Origin of the sequence: Arthrobacter sp. YAF34 (assembly GCF_052113245.1) — a bacterium.
Lineage (GTDB): Bacteria > Actinomycetota > Actinomycetes > Actinomycetales > Micrococcaceae > Arthrobacter.
On the sequence record NZ_JBFRCV010000016.1, the window covers coordinates 44,438 to 60,601 of the forward strand.

The window sequence follows — 16,164 nt, forward strand, 5'->3', positions numbered from 1 at the left end:
CCCGGCCGCCGGCGCCTCCGCGGGCAGCACGGTCCGGAATTTGTCCGTGCTGCCCGTCGGGTGCCCCGACTCTCCGCCCCTCGGCGTCGTACTGTCAGTTCGCCTCTGCGCCGACTGCCGCCTCGACAGCACCGCCGGCGAGCCGGAGCCAGGTATCCACCACGGTGTCGGGGTTGAGGGAGACGGAATCGATGCCTTCCCCCACCAGCCACTCGGCGAAGTCCTTGTGGTCGCTGGGACCCTGGCCGCAGATGCCCACGTATTTGCCGCGCGCCTTGCAGGCCGTGATGGCCATGCTCAGGAGCTTCTTGACGGCGGGGTCGCGTTCATCGAAGCCTCCCGAGACAATCGCGGAATCCCGGTCCAGGCCGAGGGCCAGCTGGGTCATGTCATTGGAGCCGATGGAGAATCCGTCGAAGTAGTCCAGGAACTCGTCGGCGAGCAGGGCGTTGGAGGGGATCTCGCACATCATGATCACCTCGAGGCCGTTCTCGCCGCGGGTGAGGCCGTTCTCCCCCAGCAGTTCAATGACGCCGCGGGCCTCGTCCAGGGTCCGCACGAACGGGATCATGAGCTTGACGTTGGTCAACCCCATCTCGTTGCGGACAAAGGACAGCGCCTCGCACTCAAGGTCAAAGCAGTCCCGGAAGGTGGGCTCCAGGTACCGTGAGGCGCCCCGGAAGCCGATCATCGGGTTCTCTTCGTGCGGCTCGTAGGCGGGTCCGCCAATCAGGTTGGCGTACTCGTTGGACTTGAAGTCGGACATGCGCACAATCACGGGTTCGGGCGCGAAGGCCGCCGCGATGGTGGACACACCCTCGGCCAGGCGCTTGATGTAGTAATCGCGCGGGCTGTCGTACGCGGCGATCCGCTCACGGATTTCCGCGGAGACGTCCGCCGGCTGCTCTTCCAGATTCAGCAGTGCCTTGGGGTGGATGCCGATCTGGCGGTTGATGATGAATTCGAGCCGGGCCAGGCCCACACCGTGGTTGGGCAGCTGCGCGAAGGTGAAGGCCTGCTCCGGGGTGCCGACATTCATCATGACCTTGACGGGAGCCTCGGGCAGCTGGGTGATCTCGGTTTCCTCGACGCTGAAGTCCAGGAGGCCTTCGTAGATCACGCCGGTCTCGCCGTCGGCGCAGGACACGGTCACCTCGAGTCCGTCGGAGAGCGCGTCGGTGGCGTCCCCGGTGCCGACGACGGCGGGAATCCCGAGCTCCCGCGCAATGATGGCCGCGTGGCAGGTGCGGCCGCCGCGGTTGGTCACGATGGCGGAGGCACGCTTCATGATCGGTTCCCAGTCCGGGTCGGTCATGTCGGCGACGAGGACATCGCCGGTCTTGAAGGCGGCCATCTGGTCGATCGCGGTGAGGATGCGGACGTTGCCGGCGCCGATGCGCTGGCCGATGGCTCGGCCCGCGACCAGCACCCGGCCGGTCCCGTTTAGGCGGAAACGGCTCAGGCTACCGGAGGCCCGGCGCGACTGCACGGTTTCCGGGCGGGCCTGAAGGATGTACAGGCCGCCGTCGATCCCGTCCTTGCCCCACTCGATGTCCATCGGGCGGCCGTAGTGCTGTTCGATGGCGACTGCGTGCCGGGCGAGCTGCTCGACGTCGTCGTCGCTGAGGCTGAAGCGGGTCCGCAAGGAGGCCTCAACCGGTACGAAGTCGATGGTGCGGCCAACTTCGCGGCTGGTCGTGTAGGTCATCTGGAGGGCCTTTTCGCCCAGTCCGCGCTTGAGGATCGCGGGCCGGCCGGCCTGCAGCGCGGGCTTGTAGACGTAGAACTCGTCGGGGTTGACAGCGCCTTGGACCACAGCCTCGCCGAGTCCGTAGGAGGACGTGACGAACACCGCATCCTCGAACCCGGACTCCGTGTCCATGGTGAACATGACGCCGGAGGCCCCCACGTCGGAGCGCACCATGCGCTGGACGCCGGCCGAGAGCGCCACCTCGGCGTGTTCGAATTTGTGGTGCACGCGGTAGGCGATCGCCCGGTCGTTATAGAGGGACGCGAACACGTCCTTGATGGCGAGCAGGATGTTCTCGATGCCACGGATGTTCAGGAAGGTTTCCTGCTGCCCGGCGAAAGAGGCATCGGGCAGGTCTTCCGCGGTGGCGCTGGAGCGGACGGCCCAAGAGAGCTCCTCAGAGCCGCCGTGCTTGTCCACCAGCTGTTGGTACGAGGCGCGGATCTGCGCTTCGAAGTCCGGCAGGAAGGGCGTCTCGCGCATGAGGGCGCGGATTTCCTGCCCGGCCGAGGCGAGGGCCGTCACATCATCGGTGTCCAGGCCGACCAGCCGGTCGGCGATCTTCTGGTCCAAGCCGGAATCTGCCAGGAAGTTGCGGTAGGCGTCCGCGGTTGTGGCGAAGCCGTCCGGAACCTGGACGCCGGCGGAGGTCAGGTTCTGCACCATCTCACCGAGGGAGGCGTTCTTTCCGCCCACCCGGTCCAGGTCCTTGAGTCCGAGTTCTGAGAACCACAGGATGTCTGTCGTCATTATTGCTGCTCCTTTGCAGATGATGGCATGCAAGTGCGGCGCCCCGCTCGCGGCGATGGCCGGTTGAAGGGCGCAAGTCCTGTCCACAGTGACAGGTCTCCAGCCCACTTTCCACATGACGTGCGCCACACTCGGTTTGTGAAAGTTTTCTCTAATGTTTGAGGTTCATCCGCTGCAGGATGGTGGCCGCCATCTCCTCCACCGAGACGCTGGCTGAATTCAGGTAAGGAATTCGGTGCGAGATGTACAACTGCTCGGCGCTGCGGAGCTCGAAGCCGCACTGCCGCAGCGAGGCGTAGGGTGAGCCGCGGCGCCGTTCGGTGCGGATCTGGCTCAGGCGCAGGGGGTTGGAGGAGAGCCCGAAACATTTCTCAACGAAAGGCCGCAGCGGCTTGGGGAGCCCTTCCCGTTCGAAGTCTTCGTCCACCAGCGGGAAGTTCGCGGCGAAGATGCCATGCTGCAGCGCCAAGTACATGGTGGTGGGCGTCTTGCCGCAGCGGGACGGCGCCACCAGGATGACCTGGGCCTTTTCGAGCGCCCGCAGGCTCTGGCCGTCGTCGTGTTCCATGGCGTATTCGACGGCGGCCATCCGGGATTGGTACCGCTCCGCGTTGCCCAGCCCGTGGGCTCTGCCGGGTTCGCCGCTGGCCGGGGTGCCGAGCGCCTGCTCCAGCTGTCCGACGTGCGTTCCGATGAGATCCACGATGATCCCCTGGCACGTCGACAGGACCTGGCGGATGTCGCTGCTGACCGCGGTGGAAAAGACGATCGGCTGCAGGCCGTTCGCGGCGAGGCCGTCGATGGTCTGGACGACGGACCGCGCCTGTTCGGCGGTGGTGATGAAGGGGACGGTGATGCGGTCAAAATTGTTCGCGGGGAACTGCGTCAGCAAGGTGTTACCGAGCGTTTCCGCGGTGATGCCCGTACTGTCCGAGAGGAAGTAGACGGGTCGACGATCGTCATTGGTCATGAACGCATTCTCCACCAGCGCGGCCCCGGTCCGGTATCGGGCTACCGGTGGGTCCCTACCCGGTCTCGGGGCAGAGACGTAGACTGCTCGCGTACAAGGCCACCAGCAATCGGGGAGATGGACATGAGCTATGCAGGGACCGGGAACGAAAAGGCCGTCGCGGCAAGCGACCTGAACCGGACGCATGTCGGCCTGACCGTGAGCTTCCAGGCGGACGACTTTACCGTGGTGTTCGGCCGGATCGGGGCCATCGCACGCAAGGAGGGCGGCGTGACCCTCGTGCTGGCAGAGGTGGAAGGCACAGGTGGCCTGCCGTCGCATTACAGCCTCCCTCCCGCCCAACAGGTCTATGTGCAGCCGGACATGCTCACCAATACGGAGACGACCATCAAGGATTTGTTCGGCAAGGTGCAGGAGAATCTCCGGAGCCACAAGGGCGATCAGCGGCCGGACACCATGTAGGGCATTGCTCGACAGTGGCCGCTCCGGATCAGGTCACGTGGACTTTGTCACCAGGGCTACGTTGTGAGGTCCCAGTGGACACGGATTGCCTCTGCAATCGGTCCAGCAGCGACATCGACCCGGAAGTCAACGGGCGCGGTTCCTGTCTCTTCAATGACCGCGTCATGGTAGACACGGCCGCATGATGCACACAGGGTGTAGAGATCCTCGTCCGCAGGCCACGCAGCCAGCCCCGCGGGTGCGGGAACGGTTCCACCGATGTGAACGGGGATGCCTTGCGAGTTGGCCTGAATCAATCCCTCGTTGCTGGCGGTATTGCCGCAGACGCAGGTGATGGTGGTGACGTCATGATCGGTGACTTCAGCGAATTCGGTGTCCATGATGGGCTCCCTTTAGGTTCCGCAAAAGGTCTGGTAAGGGCCGAAACTTTCCGGGGCGGCCGCCGCGTAGCGCTCCAGACCGGGCCGCTCGTCGAAGGGTGAGGCTACTGCGTCCAACAACCCTTCCAGCGGGCCCAGGTTTCCGCTGGTGGCGGCGGCCAGGGCCTCCTCCACCAGGTGGTTCCGCGGGATGTAGACAGGGTTGACCCGGTCCATGGCGTCGGCATCCGGCGCCACGGCGAGCCAGCGCCGCACCCAGGCATCGAAACCTGCCGTGTCCGGAACCTGGCCCCGCGCAGGTTCAGCCTGGCCGCGGGCGGCTTTGCCCAGATTCCGGAAGAACGAGGTGTAGTCGGACCGGGACTCCTGCATCAAAGCCACAAGCTCGTCCACAAGAGGCGACGCCACGTCGTCGTCAAGCCCTTCACGGAATCCCAACTTGGCCTTCATGCCTGCCGACCAGGCGTCACTGTACTGCCGGCGGAACTCGCTGAGTGCTCCCACCGCCAGATCGACCGCCTGCTCCTGGTCGTCGTGGAGCAGAGGCAGCAGGGCCTCTGCGAGCCGGGCGAGGTTCCACTCCGCCACCAGCGGCTGATTGCGGTAGGCGTAGCGTCCGGTCTCGTCGATCGAACTGTAGACGGCGGCCGGGTCGAAACCTTCCATGAAGGCACACGGCCCGTAGTCGATCGTTTCACCGGAGATCGTCATGTTGTCAGTGTTCATGACCCCGTGAACGAAGCCTGCGAGCATCCACTGGGCCACCAGGGACGCCTGGGCGGATATGACTGCCTGCAATAGTGCGAGATATTGGTTTTCGGCCGCCGCGGCGGCGCGATGGTGGCGGGTTAGGGCATAGTCGGCGAGGCGGCGAAGGAGGCCGACGTCGCCCGTGGACCGGGCGTACTGGAAGCTGCCCACGCGCAGGTGGCTGCTGGCAACCCGGGTAAGAACGGCGCCGGGCAGGAGCGTCTCGCGCTGCACGGAACGTCCCGTCGCGACGACGGCGAGGGATCGCGTGGTGGGGATGTCCAGTGCGTGCATCGCCTCGCTCACGATGTATTCGCGCAGCATCGGCCCGAGCACTGCCTGGCCGTCGCCGTTTCGCGCGAACGGCGTGCGTCCTGATCCCTTGAGGTGGATGTCGCGGAGCCGCCCGTCCGCGTGCCCGATCTCGCCGAGCAGGAGTGCGCGCCCGTCGCCGAGACGGGGCGCGTACCAGCCAAACTGGTGGCCGGCGTAGGCCTGCGCTACCGGGCTGGCCCCTGCAGGGATGGCGTTGCCGGTCAGCAGAAGCAGACCCTCAGGGCTCCGGAGAAAATCCGGATCGAGGCCCAGCTCGGTGGCGAGATGCTGGTTGAGCACCAAGAGCCGCGGGTCGGGCGCCTCCTCCGCGCGCCACGGAATGGCCATCTCCTGGAACTCCCGGGCGAAGCGGCCATCAAATGTGACGGTTGAACTCGCTGTGCCACTCATCTATCAAGGATACCGGCCACACCGTCGGCAAGGCTGCTGGTCTCGGCTGAGCGGATTCCTGCCGGTGCCATGACGCGGCGCGGAGCTGGTGGGAGGATGGGCGCATGGAACTGCACATCACGGGCGACCCCGCCGCCGACCAACTGCTCAGCAATGACGCGTTCGCACTCCTCGTTGGCATGCTGCTTGACCAGCAAGTGACCATGGAGTCTGCGTTTGCCGGCCCCGAAAAGATCCGGACGCGCATCGGGTCCATGGCCCCTGGCGCAATCGCCGAATATGACCCGGCAGGCTTCGTGGAGATCTTCAAGGAGCGTCCATCCATCCACCGCTTCCCTAGCTCCATGGCCACGCGCGTCCAGGACCTCGCCGCGACCGTCCAAGGCGATTGGAATGGGGACGCAACTGCCATCTGGAACCAGGACGACCCGGACGGCCAGGAAGTGCTGCGCAGGTTGAAGGGCTTGCCCGGCTTCGGAGAGCAAAAGGCAAAGATCTTCCTTGCACTACTCGGCAAACAGTGCGGACTCCAGGCGCAGGGCTGGCGTGAGGCCGCTGGCCCCTATGGCCAGGAGAGCGCATTTCTTTCCGTCGCCGACATCGTGGACCCCGAGTCGCTGAAAAGAGTGCGCGCCAACAAGCAGGCTGCCAAGGCCGCCATCAAAGCCGCGAAGGCATCCGAGCGCTGATGCGCCTGGGCGGATTCGGTGAAGCGTCCGGCACTCCAGCCTGGGCCCATAATCCCCTGCTCCCCCGCATTCACGGCGGCATCTCAGCGGAAGGTGGCACCATAGGAACATGACTCCCACTCACGGTTTTTCCGGCCTCTTCCGGCGTCCCCAGCCCATCAAACCGCAGGCTGGTCAAGAATCGGTGTGGGACTACCCGCGGCCGCCGCGGGTCGAGCCGCGGTCGGAACGGGTCATCGTCCGGCTTGGCGCGCAAGTGATCGCCGACACCACCGACGCCGTGCGCGTCCTGGAGACGAGCCATCCACCCGTCTACTACCTGCCGTTGGACTCATTGCCAGCCGGTGTACTGGTCCCGGTCGAGGGCACCAGCTTCTGCGAGTTCAAGGGAGAAGCGCACTACTTCGACGTCGTTGCCGGCGGAGTCGTCGTTCCCCGTGGAGGGTGGACTTATCCGGAACCCGCCCGGGGTTTCGAGGCGCTCAGCACCCGCGTGGCCCTCTACCCGGGTCACATGGACTCCTGCGAGGTCGACGGCGAACAGGTGACCTCCCAGGAGGGCGACTTCTACGGCGGGTGGATCACGGCAAAGATCGTGGGTCCGTTCAAGGGCGGCCCGGGCACCGCCGGGTGGTGAGAATATCGCTCGTGCGCGCAAACGTGTGCAGGCTCTGGCGGCCAGGCTTCCAGGAACGTCAGTTGATCAGTACTCGCCCTTGATCACGAAGTAGGAGCCGCGGATAACGCCTGCCAGCTTTGATTTCTGGCGGGCGAACTTGAAACGTGTTGCCAGTTCCTCTGGAATCTCCATGCCTTCGGCCAGTTTGAATCCGACCGCCCGCTTCCCGCCGTCCTCAATGCTGTACATGACGTTGATCGACAACCCCGACTCGTAGAACACGTAATCCATCCGCAAACCGTCGACTTCGAAGGCGGTCGCTTCGAGCGGGCGGGAGCCGATGACGATGTCGCGCTCGTCCCTGAGGATGCGGCTCACCCGGTCGACCACCTCCGGAACCTCGCCTGCAGGGCTAACGGTAAAGACGTGGTCGTACTTGTTGCGGAAGTAGCGGCCCTCGTTGGCTCGCAGACCAGCGAGGGACTCGGCGACCGGCGACGATTCCAGGCCCACAGTGGAAACGTTCTCGAAGTCAACAACGTATGGCATGCGTCCTCCTGATGAGATGTGTTGGACCAACGATAACGTGACGCCATGCTTCGTCGACGTCCTAACGTTCGGGGGTCGGGCAAGACCCGCAGCGCCTCACCGTTCCGCCCTGTAGCGCCGGCTTGCAGCAATGCTGGTCATCGCGTATATCGGTATGTATCGTTGAGTATCGTTCGCGATTCACTAAGGAGAGCAGCATGCGTAATTCATACTCGGCTGGCGGATTTGGCGGCCCCAACATCGACGGCATGTGGCAGGCCGTTGAAGAGCTGCGTTCAAAGTTTGAGAAGCGCGCGGGCACCCGCGCGGGGCGAGGCGAGGTGCGTTCCGCGGTGCTGGCCCTGCTCGCAGAGCGGCCGATGCACGGCTATCAGATCATTCGCGAAATCGAGGAGCGCAGCAGTGGCAGTTGGAAGCCGAGCGCCGGTTCCGTCTACCCCACGCTGCAACTGCTGGCCGACGAGGGGTTGATCCGTGCCGAGGAGTCCAACGGCCGCAAGATTTACTCGCTGACCGACGCCGGGCGGGAGGACGTCGCACATGCCGCAGGGTCAACACCGTGGGAGTCAACGGGACCGACCTCCGGCACCGGCTTCGCGGCACTCCCGAGGGCCGGCGTCGAGCTCGCGCAGGCAGCGTCCCAGGTGGGCCGCACCGGCTCTCCGGAGCAGGTGCAGCAGGCCGTGGCAGTGCTCGACGAGGCACGTCGTCGCCTGTATTCAATCCTCGCCCAGGACTGACGAGGGTGACGTCGGTTCGTCGGGATCGAGCAAATCCGGTCTCCGGCGCCGGAGACACCCGTGCCCGTTACCGCCGCATCCTGCGCTTCGCCGCGCGGCACCTCGCGGTGACGTGGTGGTTTGAGCTGTTCCTCCCCCGCATCGGGCTCCGCCGAATCGCCGAGCGCACCAGGGCGAAGAGGATGCACGACTTCGCGCAGCGCTTCCATGTGCTCGCGGTGGACCTGGGCGGCCTGATGATCAAGGTGGGTCAATTCCTGTCGTCCCGGCTCGACGTGCTTCCGCCCGAGATCACCAAGGAGCTTGAGGGACTGCAGGACGAGGTGCCCCCCGTTCCGTTCCCCGCAATCCGTGCACTTGCCGAGGCGGAGCTGGGCGTGGCGCTGGACCAGGTTTTCGCCTCGGTCGAGGAAACGCCAATCGCCGCCGCATCACTCGGGCAGGCGCACCGTGCACGACTCCTTCCCGCCAATGCCGCCGACGCGGGGCTCCACAACGTGGTGTTGAAGGTGCAGCGCCCGGGCATCGGCGCGATTGTCGACGTCGATCTGGCGGCACTGCGCAAAGTGGGCGGCTGGCTCAGCCATGTGCGGCTGGTGTCCGATCGGGCAGACATGCCCGCCCTGGTCGAGGAGTTTGCGCAAATCAGTCTTGAGGAGATCGACTACCTGCAGGAGGCGGCGAATGCAGAGCGCTTCGGGGCTGATTTCGCCGACGACGACCGCGTGTGTGTGCCCGACGTCGGATGGGAGTGGAGCACCCGCCGCGCGCTCATTCTCGAAGATGTCACGGCGATCAAGATCACGGACACGCAGGCGCTTCTTGCGGCGGGCATCAATCCTGCGCAGGTGGCCCCGGTATTCGCGTCGGTCATGTTCGACCAGATGTTCACCAACGGCTTTTTCCATGCCGATCCGCACCCCGGAAACATCTTTGTCACACCAGTTGCCGATTCATCCGCAGGGCGCCCGTGGAAGCTGACGTTCATCGACTTCGGCATGATGGGCGAGGTTTCGCCCAGCACGCGCAGCGGGCTGCGGAAGCTTCTGATCGCGGCCGCCTCGCGTGACGGCAAGGGCTTGGTGAGCGCTATCAGCGACCTGGGGGTGCTGGTGCCCTCGACCGACAAGGCCGAGCTTGAGCGGGCGATGACGCACCTGTTCGCCCGGTTTGGCGGGATGGGCTTCGCCGAGCTTCGCGAGGTGGATCAGAGGGAATTCCTTGAATTCGCGGTGGAGTTCGGCGACCTGGTTCGTTCGCTGCCGTTTCAATTGCCGGAGAATTTCCTGCTCATCATCCGGGCGATGTCCCTGACCTCGGGCGTGTGCAGCTCGCTGGACGCCCGCTTCAACCTGTGGGACGCGGTGGAACCCTATGCGGCGCAGCTGCTGCGCGACGAGCGTGGGAACATCGTGCAGGACGTCGCTCAGCAGGCGCTCGACGCCGCCGGGGTCGCCCTGCGCCTGCCGAAACGCCTGGATGGGCTTGTCACCCGGATCGAGGACGGTTCACTATCCGTGGCCAATCCGCGTCTCGAACGGCAGATGGCGCGACTGGACCGCACGGCGCAGCGATCGGCATCGGCGCTGATATTCGGCGCCCTGCTCATCGCAGGTTCCGTGGTCCGGGCGGACGACACGGTCCTCGGCAGCGTGCTGATGATCGCGTCGGTCGTCCCGCTGCTGCACGGACTGTGGGTGGGGCGCCGCGGGCTCTGAGCCTGGCCCTCTATTTGAGGTGCCTAACGGGGCGCAGCCGGCGCGGACCCTGTCGCTGCCCAGCTGGCGAGCAGCCGCAGTCGCTCCGCACTGGGCGAGCCGGGCTCGGCGGTGTAGATCATGAGGACACTGCCCGGATCGGCAGTGATAATGAGTTCTTCGTAGGCGAGAGTGAGTTCGCCAACCACGGGATGGTTGAATCGTTTCGTGCCGGACCCGTGGGTCCGAACGTCATGCGCGCCCCACAGCCGCCGGAATACCTCGCTGCGCGTGGACAGCTCGCCAACGAGATCGTGGAGTCCTTTGTCATGGGGGTCACGGCCGGCCTCGGTCCGCATGATCGCCACGCACATCTCAGCGAAGAGTTCCCAGTCAGGATAAAAGTCGCGGGATGCAGGGTCGAGGAACTGGAACCGGGCGAGGTTTGGAGTGCGGCCGCCGCTGCCGATGAGGGGCGAATAGAAAGCCCGGCCGAGCTCATTCGTGGCGAGGAGGTCTTGGTGTTGGTCCCGTACGAAGGCAACGCCGTCAGTGATCGTACCGAGCACCCAGTGGAGACTGGGTCGGCTTACGGTGTTTTGGGTGGAGCGTCGGCGGGGACGTCCGGACAGCGGAATACCGTCGGCCGCACGTGCCAGGTCGAAGAGGTGGGTCCGTTCAGTGTCGTCGAGGAAAAGGGCACGGGCGATGGCGTCAAGCACAGAAGAAGAGGCTCCGCCGATAGCACCACGTTCCAGCTTGGCGTAGTACTCGACGCTGACGTCAGCAAGGGTTGCAACTTCGGTGCGGCGAAGTCCGGCAACGCGTCTGTTCGGCCCGGCGGGAAGTCCGGCCTGTTCGGGGCTCACCTTCGCGCGGCGTGACATCAGGAACTCGCGAACCTCGGCTTTATTGTCCATGGCACGAGAATACGTCTCTGCGAACTTCGTTGGGGTGCCCTGCCGGTACACCCCCTGACAGTGACTCCTCCCCCGGACGGTTCGCATGTTGACTTGGTAAAGACCCGCCGGCGGTAGGACTCGGACGGGCTTCAACCTCGCTTTTCCCGCTGAAGGAAGCCTCTTCAACCGCGTTACCGACCAGCAAGTAACCCGCGCGACCGCCCGCGGGCCAGGAGACTCATGAACACCACCACCCTTCCGACGCCGGCCCCGGCAGCTACCGAGCAGGCGAACCGACTGCCGCTCGCCACTCTGGCCGCGCTCGCCGTCATCGGCTTCGTGCTCGTCGCGATGGAGACCATGCCGGCCGGCCTGCTACCGGTTATCGCCACCGGCATGGGGACCAGCGAAGGCACCGTCGGACTGTTCGTCAGCGCCTACGCGCTCGGCACGGTGACCGTCACGATCCCTGCCATCACCCTTACCCGGGGCATGCGCCGCAAGCCGTTGCTCCTTGGCGCGATCCTCGGCCTCATCCTGGCCAACAGCACCACCGCGTTCTCCGGCGACGTGACCGTGTCACTGGTATCGCGATTCGTCGCCGGCGCGTTCTCGGGGATCATCTGGGGGATGCTGGCCGCCTACGGCCGGAAGATCAGCCCGCCCTCCCGTGCAGGCCTGTCCCTGGCGATCGTCTCCGTCGGGGCACCTGTGGGATTCGCTCTCGGCACACCCCTGGGGTCCTGGCTCGGCTCAACATTCGACTGGCGGTGGTCCTTCACCGGACTCACTGCGGTGGCCGCTATCGCTGGCGTCTTCATCGCCGCAATCGCACCCGACGCCGAGGGGCAGCCCGGAACCTCCCGGCTTCCGCTGGCAAGGGTGTTCCGCATCCCCGGCATCGCCGTGATCTTGGCCGTCATCTTCACCTGGATGCTGGCCCACAACACCATCTATACCTACATGGCTCCATATCTGCGGGCCACGAGCAGCAGCCTCGCCGTCGACGTCGAACTCTTCATCTTCGGCGTCGCCTCCATCGTTGGAATCATCATCACCGGCGCCCTCCTGGACCGACACCCCCGCCCGTTGCTGCACGGAAGCGTCGCCCTGTTCATCGCGGCCGCGGTGGTGCTGCTAGTCGGTCACGCGTCGGCCCCGGCGATCATCGCCGCGACCGTGCTGTGGGGGACCACCTTCGGCGGTGCGTCCGCCCAGCTCCAAGCCGCCCTCACCACTACCGGAGGCGCGGACTCGGACGTCGCCAACTCATTCCTGCCGGTGGCGTTCAACCTGGCCATCTTCACCGCCGGCATTCTCGGCGCCGCACTGCTCACGAACTTCAGCGGCCTGGTCCTCTCGGTCGTGATGATCGTCGCCGGTCTGGCCGCGCTTATGCTGACCTTCTACGGGCGCCGCACGGCCTTCCCGGCACGCCTCTAGCCACACCGCCAGACCTAAACCGACCGCCACCCACCGCGCAGCTTCATCCTTGCGTACCCACGAGGAGAAGTAACTCGGAACCAGCCGACCACGACATCTTCCAAACCGAAAGAAGGATCAAAATGACTGACCAGCCAAAGCAGCTCGGAGGCGGCCGCAGAATGTTCGGCGACTTCGCCCCGAAACTTGCCGAGCTCACCGATGACGTGCTCTTCGAGGACGTCTGGAATCGGCCGGAACTCTCCGCACGGGACCGCAGCCTCATCACCGTGGCAGTTCTCACCGCCGGCGGGAACACTGACCAGTTGGGTTTCCACCTCGGCCGCGCCATCGAGAACGGCGTAACCCAAGACGAGCTCATCGAAGCCATCACCCACGTCACGCTCTACGCCGGCTGGCCCAAGGGCATGGGTGCGATGGGCGTAGCCAAGCAGCTCTTCACCGACAACAAGTAAGGAACATCATGAATATCGAACCCTCTGCGCCCACCTCGAAAAACCCGGCCGCGCAGTTCGCCGGCGACGTCTGGCTCGACCCGATCGCGCTACCCCACGAACCGGGTCAGACCATGGTCGTCGCGACCGTCCGGTTTGCTCCCGGCGCCCGAACGGCCTGGCACTCCCATGAGCACGGCCAGTACCTGCGGGTCACCCAGGGCGTCGCACGCTTCGGCGGCCGCGACGGCACGATCATCGAGGTCCACCCCGGCCAGACGCTCTACACCCCGCCTGGCGAGGAGCACTGGCATGCGGCCGCCCCCGGCTGCTTCATGGAACACATCGCCATGCTCCAGAACGGCGAAGATCCCGCCACGACCACCACCTGGGGCGAACACATCACCGACGACGAATACAACGGCCGCTAACCGGACGCCCCGGCCCGGGCGAATCAGATCGCCATGGGTAGGATCAGGAGGTGAAAAAACAATCCTGCGGTATCTGCGGTTCGGCCGTGTACTTTGAAAATTCGGCCTGCCTGCACTGCGGAACAAACCTGGCATACCTGCGGCACTCGCGCGCCCTGGTCGCAGTGGACAGCCAAGGACGGTACACGGACGCGTCAGGAGCCAGCTGGCACCGGTGCAAGAATTTGCTTCTCTCGGGTTGCACCTGGCTTGCCCCGGAGAGCGGCGGTCAATGCTTCAGCTGCGAACTCACGCGTACTCGCCCGAACGACGATGACGCCAAGGGCCTATCGCAGTTCATGGAGGCCGAGCGGGCCAAGCGTCACCTCATTGCTGAACTCGATGACTTGGGCATGCCCATCGTCCCGCGCGCCGAAGACCCTGACGGCGGCCTTGCTTTCGACCTCTTGTCGAGTGTCAAGGAAAATGTCGTGATCGGCCATGCCGCTGGTGTCATCACCATCAACCTGGCCGAAAGCGACGACGCCTATCGCGAGAGAATGCGGACCCAGCTCGACGAGCCATACCGGACGATGCTTGGTCATTTCCGGCATGAAGTGGGGCACTATTTTGAGACGGTGCTCGTCTTCAGCGACAAGGGGCGGACCCGCGAGGCCCGGGATCTCTTTGGCGACGACACCAAGGACTACCAGGCTGAAATAGACCGCCACTACAGCGAAGGCGCTCCCCCGGACTGGAACGAGGGGTTCATCTCCAAATACGCAACAATGCATCCCTACGAGGATTTCGCGGAGTCGTTCGCTCATTACCTGCACATCTGCGACACCCTCGGCACCGCCCGGGAATACGGACTTATCTCAGCCGCTCCCCAGGAAATCTCTTTCCGCGACGTCGTGGAAACCGAATGGTTGCCGCTCTCAATAGCCCTGAACCAGGTCAACCACAGCATGGGCAAAGATGACCTCTACCCCTTCATTCTCTCCGCCGCCGTGATCGACAAGCTTGAGTTCGTCCACGGGCTGCGCACGTCAGCGCAGACCGTCGGCTAGGAAACCCTCCGCGGCACTAAAAGGGCGGTGTCCTACGACGAACTTCCGGCAGACCGAGAGTCGCCCGGGACAAGAGCGCCGGGCCGGCGTTGTGGCGGACGTGCAGCCGCTTCACCTCATGCATCGTGGCACCGACACTCAGGTCGGACACGGACGCGTAGCCTTCGGCTCCCCCGGCCGCGACAAACGCGGCGGGCACCTAAATAGGCCATCTGGCACCCCAAGGAAGCGGGTAGTCCTGCCCAAAAGACAGGTATCGCCCAGTGTTGTCCCGCCTCGCGGCCCGCCCTTAGGCTCCGGACCAAGCCACCATTCGGCCAACCTTTATGAGAGCGCAATAGTGCAGGCCCGGAGCAACCAAGGCTTCCGGGCCCGCGGGAAGAGTAGGTCCGCACAAACGCAGGTCAAGGAGTTGCACCAACAACACCTCATAAGGGACAACCAATGGAAAACACGGGACATCAAGGAACATCCGCACACCGACGGCGGCACCCGGCTTTGGCAGCAACACTTGCAACGGCCGCCTTGATGATTTGTATGGTCTTCGGTTCGGCAGGCAGCGTTCAAGCCATTACGTCCCCCTGCAACCCCGCCGCTCCTGCTCCCACTAATTCCGACCCCGGCGTCGTTGTACTGGCCGACAATTTCGAGACCAATGATTTCAGTAAATGGACGGCTGTCACCCAGCTGGGCGATGCCACCGCCACAGTACAAGCGGCAATTTACAACTCCCCCGCCTGCGCTGCGCGAATAAGTGTCACAGGGAATAGCGGCTCCGAGGCGAACGTGGTGAAAAAATTGCCGGCTGCGGTCAGCGAAGTTTGGGCCAGCGGCTGGTTTGAGATCACCCGCGAAGGCGGCGCTTCGAATAATAACGTTCCCACCTTGCGTTTCTTTAACGGCGGCACCCGCCTCTTTGATGTATCGCGCCAAAACGGATCCGGCGACCTGTTCGTAAGATGGCCTACCGGCTCGGGCTACACCATCATAGGCGTGGGCCACATAGCCGTCGGCCAAAAGTTTGCCCTGAAAATTCACCTGGTAGTCAACGCAGCGCAAAGCCAGGTGCAGGTATGGCAGGACGGCACAAAACTCTTTGACCGTTCCAACAGCACCACCGGATTCATCAATCTCGGTTCAAATACTTCGATGAACGTCCTCCAACTGGGAGCAGAACACGTGATGCAGGACGGCGACATGATCGCCGACGACATCGTCCTGAAAACCGTGACGGCCGGACCGGCCCAGACCGCCCCGGTGTTTACGGCGTCCACGCCGCCGGCGACGGCCACCGTCGGCACCGCCTACACCTACGCCTTCGCCGCCTCCGGTAATCCGGCCCCGACGTTCCGGGTCTCCTCCGGCACCCTGCCGGCCGGGATGAGCCTGAACACCACCACCGGGGTCCTTTCCGGCACCCCGACGGCGGCCGGCCCCGCCACGTTCACGGTCACCGCCACGAACGGGGTCAGTCCCGACGCGGTCACCCCCTCGATCACGATCACCGTGAACCCCGCCCAGACGGCCCCGGTGTTTACGGCGTCCACGCCGCCRGCGACGGCCACCGTCGGCACCGCCTACACCTACGCCTTCGCCGCCTCCGGTAATCCGGCGCCGACGTTCAGGGTCGCCTCCGGCACCCTGCCGGCCGGGATGAGCCTGAACACCACCACCGGGGTCCTTTCCGGAACCCCGACGGCGGCCGGCCCCGCCACGTTCACGGTCACCGCCACGAACGGGGTCAGTCCCGACGCGGTCACCCCCTCGATCACGATCACCGTGAACCCCGCCCAGACGGCCCCGGTGTTTACGGCGTCCACGCC

Annotated in this window: 17 protein-coding genes; 10 read left to right on the forward strand and 7 right to left on the reverse strand. The window is 64.9% G+C overall.

Annotated elements, in window-relative coordinates; translation table 11 throughout:
- Window positions 1–94: 94 nt before the first annotated feature.
- Together ppsA and AB4Y72_RS17750 are read right to left on the reverse strand one after the other, a co-directional pair.
- The gene (gene ppsA / locus AB4Y72_RS17745; RefSeq protein WP_441427458.1) at window positions 95–2,500 is read right to left on the reverse strand and encodes a phosphoenolpyruvate synthase; all 2,406 of its coding nucleotides are present in this window, start codon (window positions 2,498–2,500) and stop codon (window positions 95–97) included.
- A 151-nt stretch (window positions 2,501–2,651) separates the two neighbouring features.
- Entirely contained in the window at window positions 2,652–3,470 is an 819-nt protein-coding gene (locus tag AB4Y72_RS17750; protein WP_441427459.1) for a pyruvate, water dikinase regulatory protein, read from the reverse strand.
- A 123-nt stretch (window positions 3,471–3,593) separates the two neighbouring features.
- Here AB4Y72_RS17750 and AB4Y72_RS17755 point away from each other — a divergent pair, with 123 nt between their 5' ends.
- Entirely contained in the window at window positions 3,594–3,932 is a 339-nt protein-coding gene (locus tag AB4Y72_RS17755) for a hypothetical protein (protein WP_441427460.1), read from the forward strand.
- Between the two features lie 56 nt (window positions 3,933–3,988).
- On the opposite strand, the gene AB4Y72_RS17760 is transcribed toward AB4Y72_RS17755, so the two are convergent.
- Window positions 3,989–4,312 carry a hypothetical protein gene (locus AB4Y72_RS17760; RefSeq protein ID WP_441427461.1) on the reverse strand — a complete coding sequence of 108 codons (324 nt, stop codon included), beginning with the start codon at window positions 4,310–4,312 and terminating at the stop codon, window positions 3,989–3,991.
- 12 nt (window positions 4,313–4,324) lie between these two features.
- Window positions 4,325–5,788 (reverse strand): protein adenylyltransferase SelO, encoded by a 1,464-nt coding sequence (locus AB4Y72_RS17765; protein WP_441427462.1) that lies wholly within the window; start codon window positions 5,786–5,788, stop codon window positions 4,325–4,327.
- Window positions 5,789–5,892: 104 nt separating this feature from the next.
- Between AB4Y72_RS17765 and AB4Y72_RS17770 the strand changes: the two genes are divergently transcribed.
- Together AB4Y72_RS17770 and AB4Y72_RS17775 are read left to right on the forward strand one after the other, a co-directional pair.
- Entirely contained in the window at window positions 5,893–6,477 is a 585-nt protein-coding gene (locus AB4Y72_RS17770) for an HhH-GPD-type base excision DNA repair protein (protein ID WP_441427463.1), read from the forward strand.
- Between the two features lie 109 nt (window positions 6,478–6,586).
- Complete coding sequence (locus AB4Y72_RS17775) at window positions 6,587–7,114, forward strand: DUF427 domain-containing protein (protein ID WP_441427464.1); 528 nt, start codon at window positions 6,587–6,589, stop codon at window positions 7,112–7,114.
- A 66-nt stretch (window positions 7,115–7,180) separates the two neighbouring features.
- Here the strand turns inward: AB4Y72_RS17775 and AB4Y72_RS17780 are convergent, their stop codons facing one another.
- Window positions 7,181–7,645: a phage tail protein gene (locus tag AB4Y72_RS17780; RefSeq protein ID WP_441427465.1), complete on the reverse strand. Its 465-nt coding sequence runs from the start codon at window positions 7,643–7,645 to the stop codon at window positions 7,181–7,183.
- 197 nt (window positions 7,646–7,842) lie between these two features.
- Here AB4Y72_RS17780 and AB4Y72_RS17785 point away from each other — a divergent pair, with 197 nt between their 5' ends.
- Together AB4Y72_RS17785 and AB4Y72_RS17790 are read left to right on the forward strand one after the other, a co-directional pair.
- On the forward strand, window positions 7,843–8,385 hold the full coding sequence (locus AB4Y72_RS17785) for a PadR family transcriptional regulator (RefSeq protein ID WP_441427466.1): 543 nt from the start codon (window positions 7,843–7,845) through the stop codon (window positions 8,383–8,385).
- Between the two features lie 5 nt (window positions 8,386–8,390).
- The gene (locus AB4Y72_RS17790; protein WP_441427467.1) at window positions 8,391–10,103 is read left to right on the forward strand and encodes an ABC1 kinase family protein; all 1,713 of its coding nucleotides are present in this window, start codon (window positions 8,391–8,393) and stop codon (window positions 10,101–10,103) included.
- 23 nt (window positions 10,104–10,126) lie between these two features.
- On the opposite strand, the gene AB4Y72_RS17795 is transcribed toward AB4Y72_RS17790, so the two are convergent.
- A complete protein-coding gene (locus AB4Y72_RS17795; protein ID WP_441427468.1) occupies window positions 10,127–11,002 on the reverse strand; it encodes a helix-turn-helix transcriptional regulator in 876 nt (291 codons plus the stop codon).
- Between the two features lie 222 nt (window positions 11,003–11,224).
- Here AB4Y72_RS17795 and AB4Y72_RS17800 point away from each other — a divergent pair, with 222 nt between their 5' ends.
- The 4 genes from AB4Y72_RS17800 (at window position 11,225) to AB4Y72_RS17815 (ending at window position 14,341) form a co-directional block, all read left to right on the forward strand.
- The gene (locus tag AB4Y72_RS17800) at window positions 11,225–12,427 is read left to right on the forward strand and encodes an MFS transporter (RefSeq protein ID WP_441427469.1); all 1,203 of its coding nucleotides are present in this window, start codon (window positions 11,225–11,227) and stop codon (window positions 12,425–12,427) included.
- A 122-nt stretch (window positions 12,428–12,549) separates the two neighbouring features.
- On the forward strand, window positions 12,550–12,882 hold the full coding sequence (locus AB4Y72_RS17805; RefSeq protein ID WP_441427470.1) for a carboxymuconolactone decarboxylase family protein: 333 nt from the start codon (window positions 12,550–12,552) through the stop codon (window positions 12,880–12,882).
- A gap of 8 nt (window positions 12,883–12,890) precedes the next feature.
- Window positions 12,891–13,292 carry a (R)-mandelonitrile lyase gene (locus AB4Y72_RS17810; RefSeq protein ID WP_441427471.1) on the forward strand — a complete coding sequence of 134 codons (402 nt, stop codon included), beginning with the start codon at window positions 12,891–12,893 and terminating at the stop codon, window positions 13,290–13,292.
- A gap of 50 nt (window positions 13,293–13,342) precedes the next feature.
- Complete coding sequence (locus AB4Y72_RS17815; RefSeq protein ID WP_441427472.1) at window positions 13,343–14,341, forward strand: zinc-binding metallopeptidase family protein; 999 nt, start codon at window positions 13,343–13,345, stop codon at window positions 14,339–14,341.
- 16 nt (window positions 14,342–14,357) lie between these two features.
- Here AB4Y72_RS17815 and AB4Y72_RS17820 read toward each other — a convergent pair whose 3' ends face one another.
- Window positions 14,358–14,540, reverse strand: a complete 183-nt coding sequence (locus AB4Y72_RS17820; protein WP_441427473.1) for a ParB family protein — start codon at window positions 14,538–14,540, stop codon at window positions 14,358–14,360.
- A gap of 590 nt (window positions 14,541–15,130) precedes the next feature.
- On the opposite strand from AB4Y72_RS17820, the gene AB4Y72_RS17825 reads away from it, so the two are divergent.
- Window positions 15,131–16,164 (forward strand): putative Ig domain-containing protein (locus tag AB4Y72_RS17825; protein ID WP_441427474.1); only part of this gene is annotated, 1,034 nt, incomplete at its 3' end.

Excerpts from the sequence above, each read along its gene's own strand:
- ppsA (WP_441427458.1), bottom strand. The coding sequence starts at position 2,500 with ATGACGACAGACATCCTGTGGTTCTCAGAACTCGGACTCAAGGACCTG.
- AB4Y72_RS17750 (WP_441427459.1), bottom strand. The coding sequence starts at position 3,470 with ATGACCAATGACGATCGTCGACCCGTCTACTTCCTCTCGGACAGTACG.
- AB4Y72_RS17755 (WP_441427460.1), top strand. The coding sequence starts at position 3,594 with ATGAGCTATGCAGGGACCGGGAACGAAAAGGCCGTCGCGGCAAGCGAC.
- AB4Y72_RS17760 (WP_441427461.1), bottom strand. The coding sequence starts at position 4,312 with ATGGACACCGAATTCGCTGAAGTCACCGATCATGACGTCACCACCATC.
- AB4Y72_RS17765 (WP_441427462.1), bottom strand. The coding sequence starts at position 5,788 with ATGAGTGGCACAGCGAGTTCAACCGTCACATTTGATGGCCGCTTCGCC.
- AB4Y72_RS17770 (WP_441427463.1), top strand. The coding sequence starts at position 5,893 with ATGGAACTGCACATCACGGGCGACCCCGCCGCCGACCAACTGCTCAGC.
- AB4Y72_RS17775 (WP_441427464.1), top strand. The coding sequence starts at position 6,587 with ATGACTCCCACTCACGGTTTTTCCGGCCTCTTCCGGCGTCCCCAGCCC.
- AB4Y72_RS17780 (WP_441427465.1), bottom strand. The coding sequence starts at position 7,645 with ATGCCATACGTTGTTGACTTCGAGAACGTTTCCACTGTGGGCCTGGAA.
- AB4Y72_RS17785 (WP_441427466.1), top strand. The coding sequence starts at position 7,843 with ATGCGTAATTCATACTCGGCTGGCGGATTTGGCGGCCCCAACATCGAC.
- AB4Y72_RS17795 (WP_441427468.1), bottom strand. The coding sequence starts at position 11,002 with ATGGACAATAAAGCCGAGGTTCGCGAGTTCCTGATGTCACGCCGCGCG.
- AB4Y72_RS17800 (WP_441427469.1), top strand. The coding sequence starts at position 11,225 with ATGAACACCACCACCCTTCCGACGCCGGCCCCGGCAGCTACCGAGCAG.
- AB4Y72_RS17805 (WP_441427470.1), top strand. The coding sequence starts at position 12,550 with ATGACTGACCAGCCAAAGCAGCTCGGAGGCGGCCGCAGAATGTTCGGC.
- AB4Y72_RS17810 (WP_441427471.1), top strand. The coding sequence starts at position 12,891 with ATGAATATCGAACCCTCTGCGCCCACCTCGAAAAACCCGGCCGCGCAG.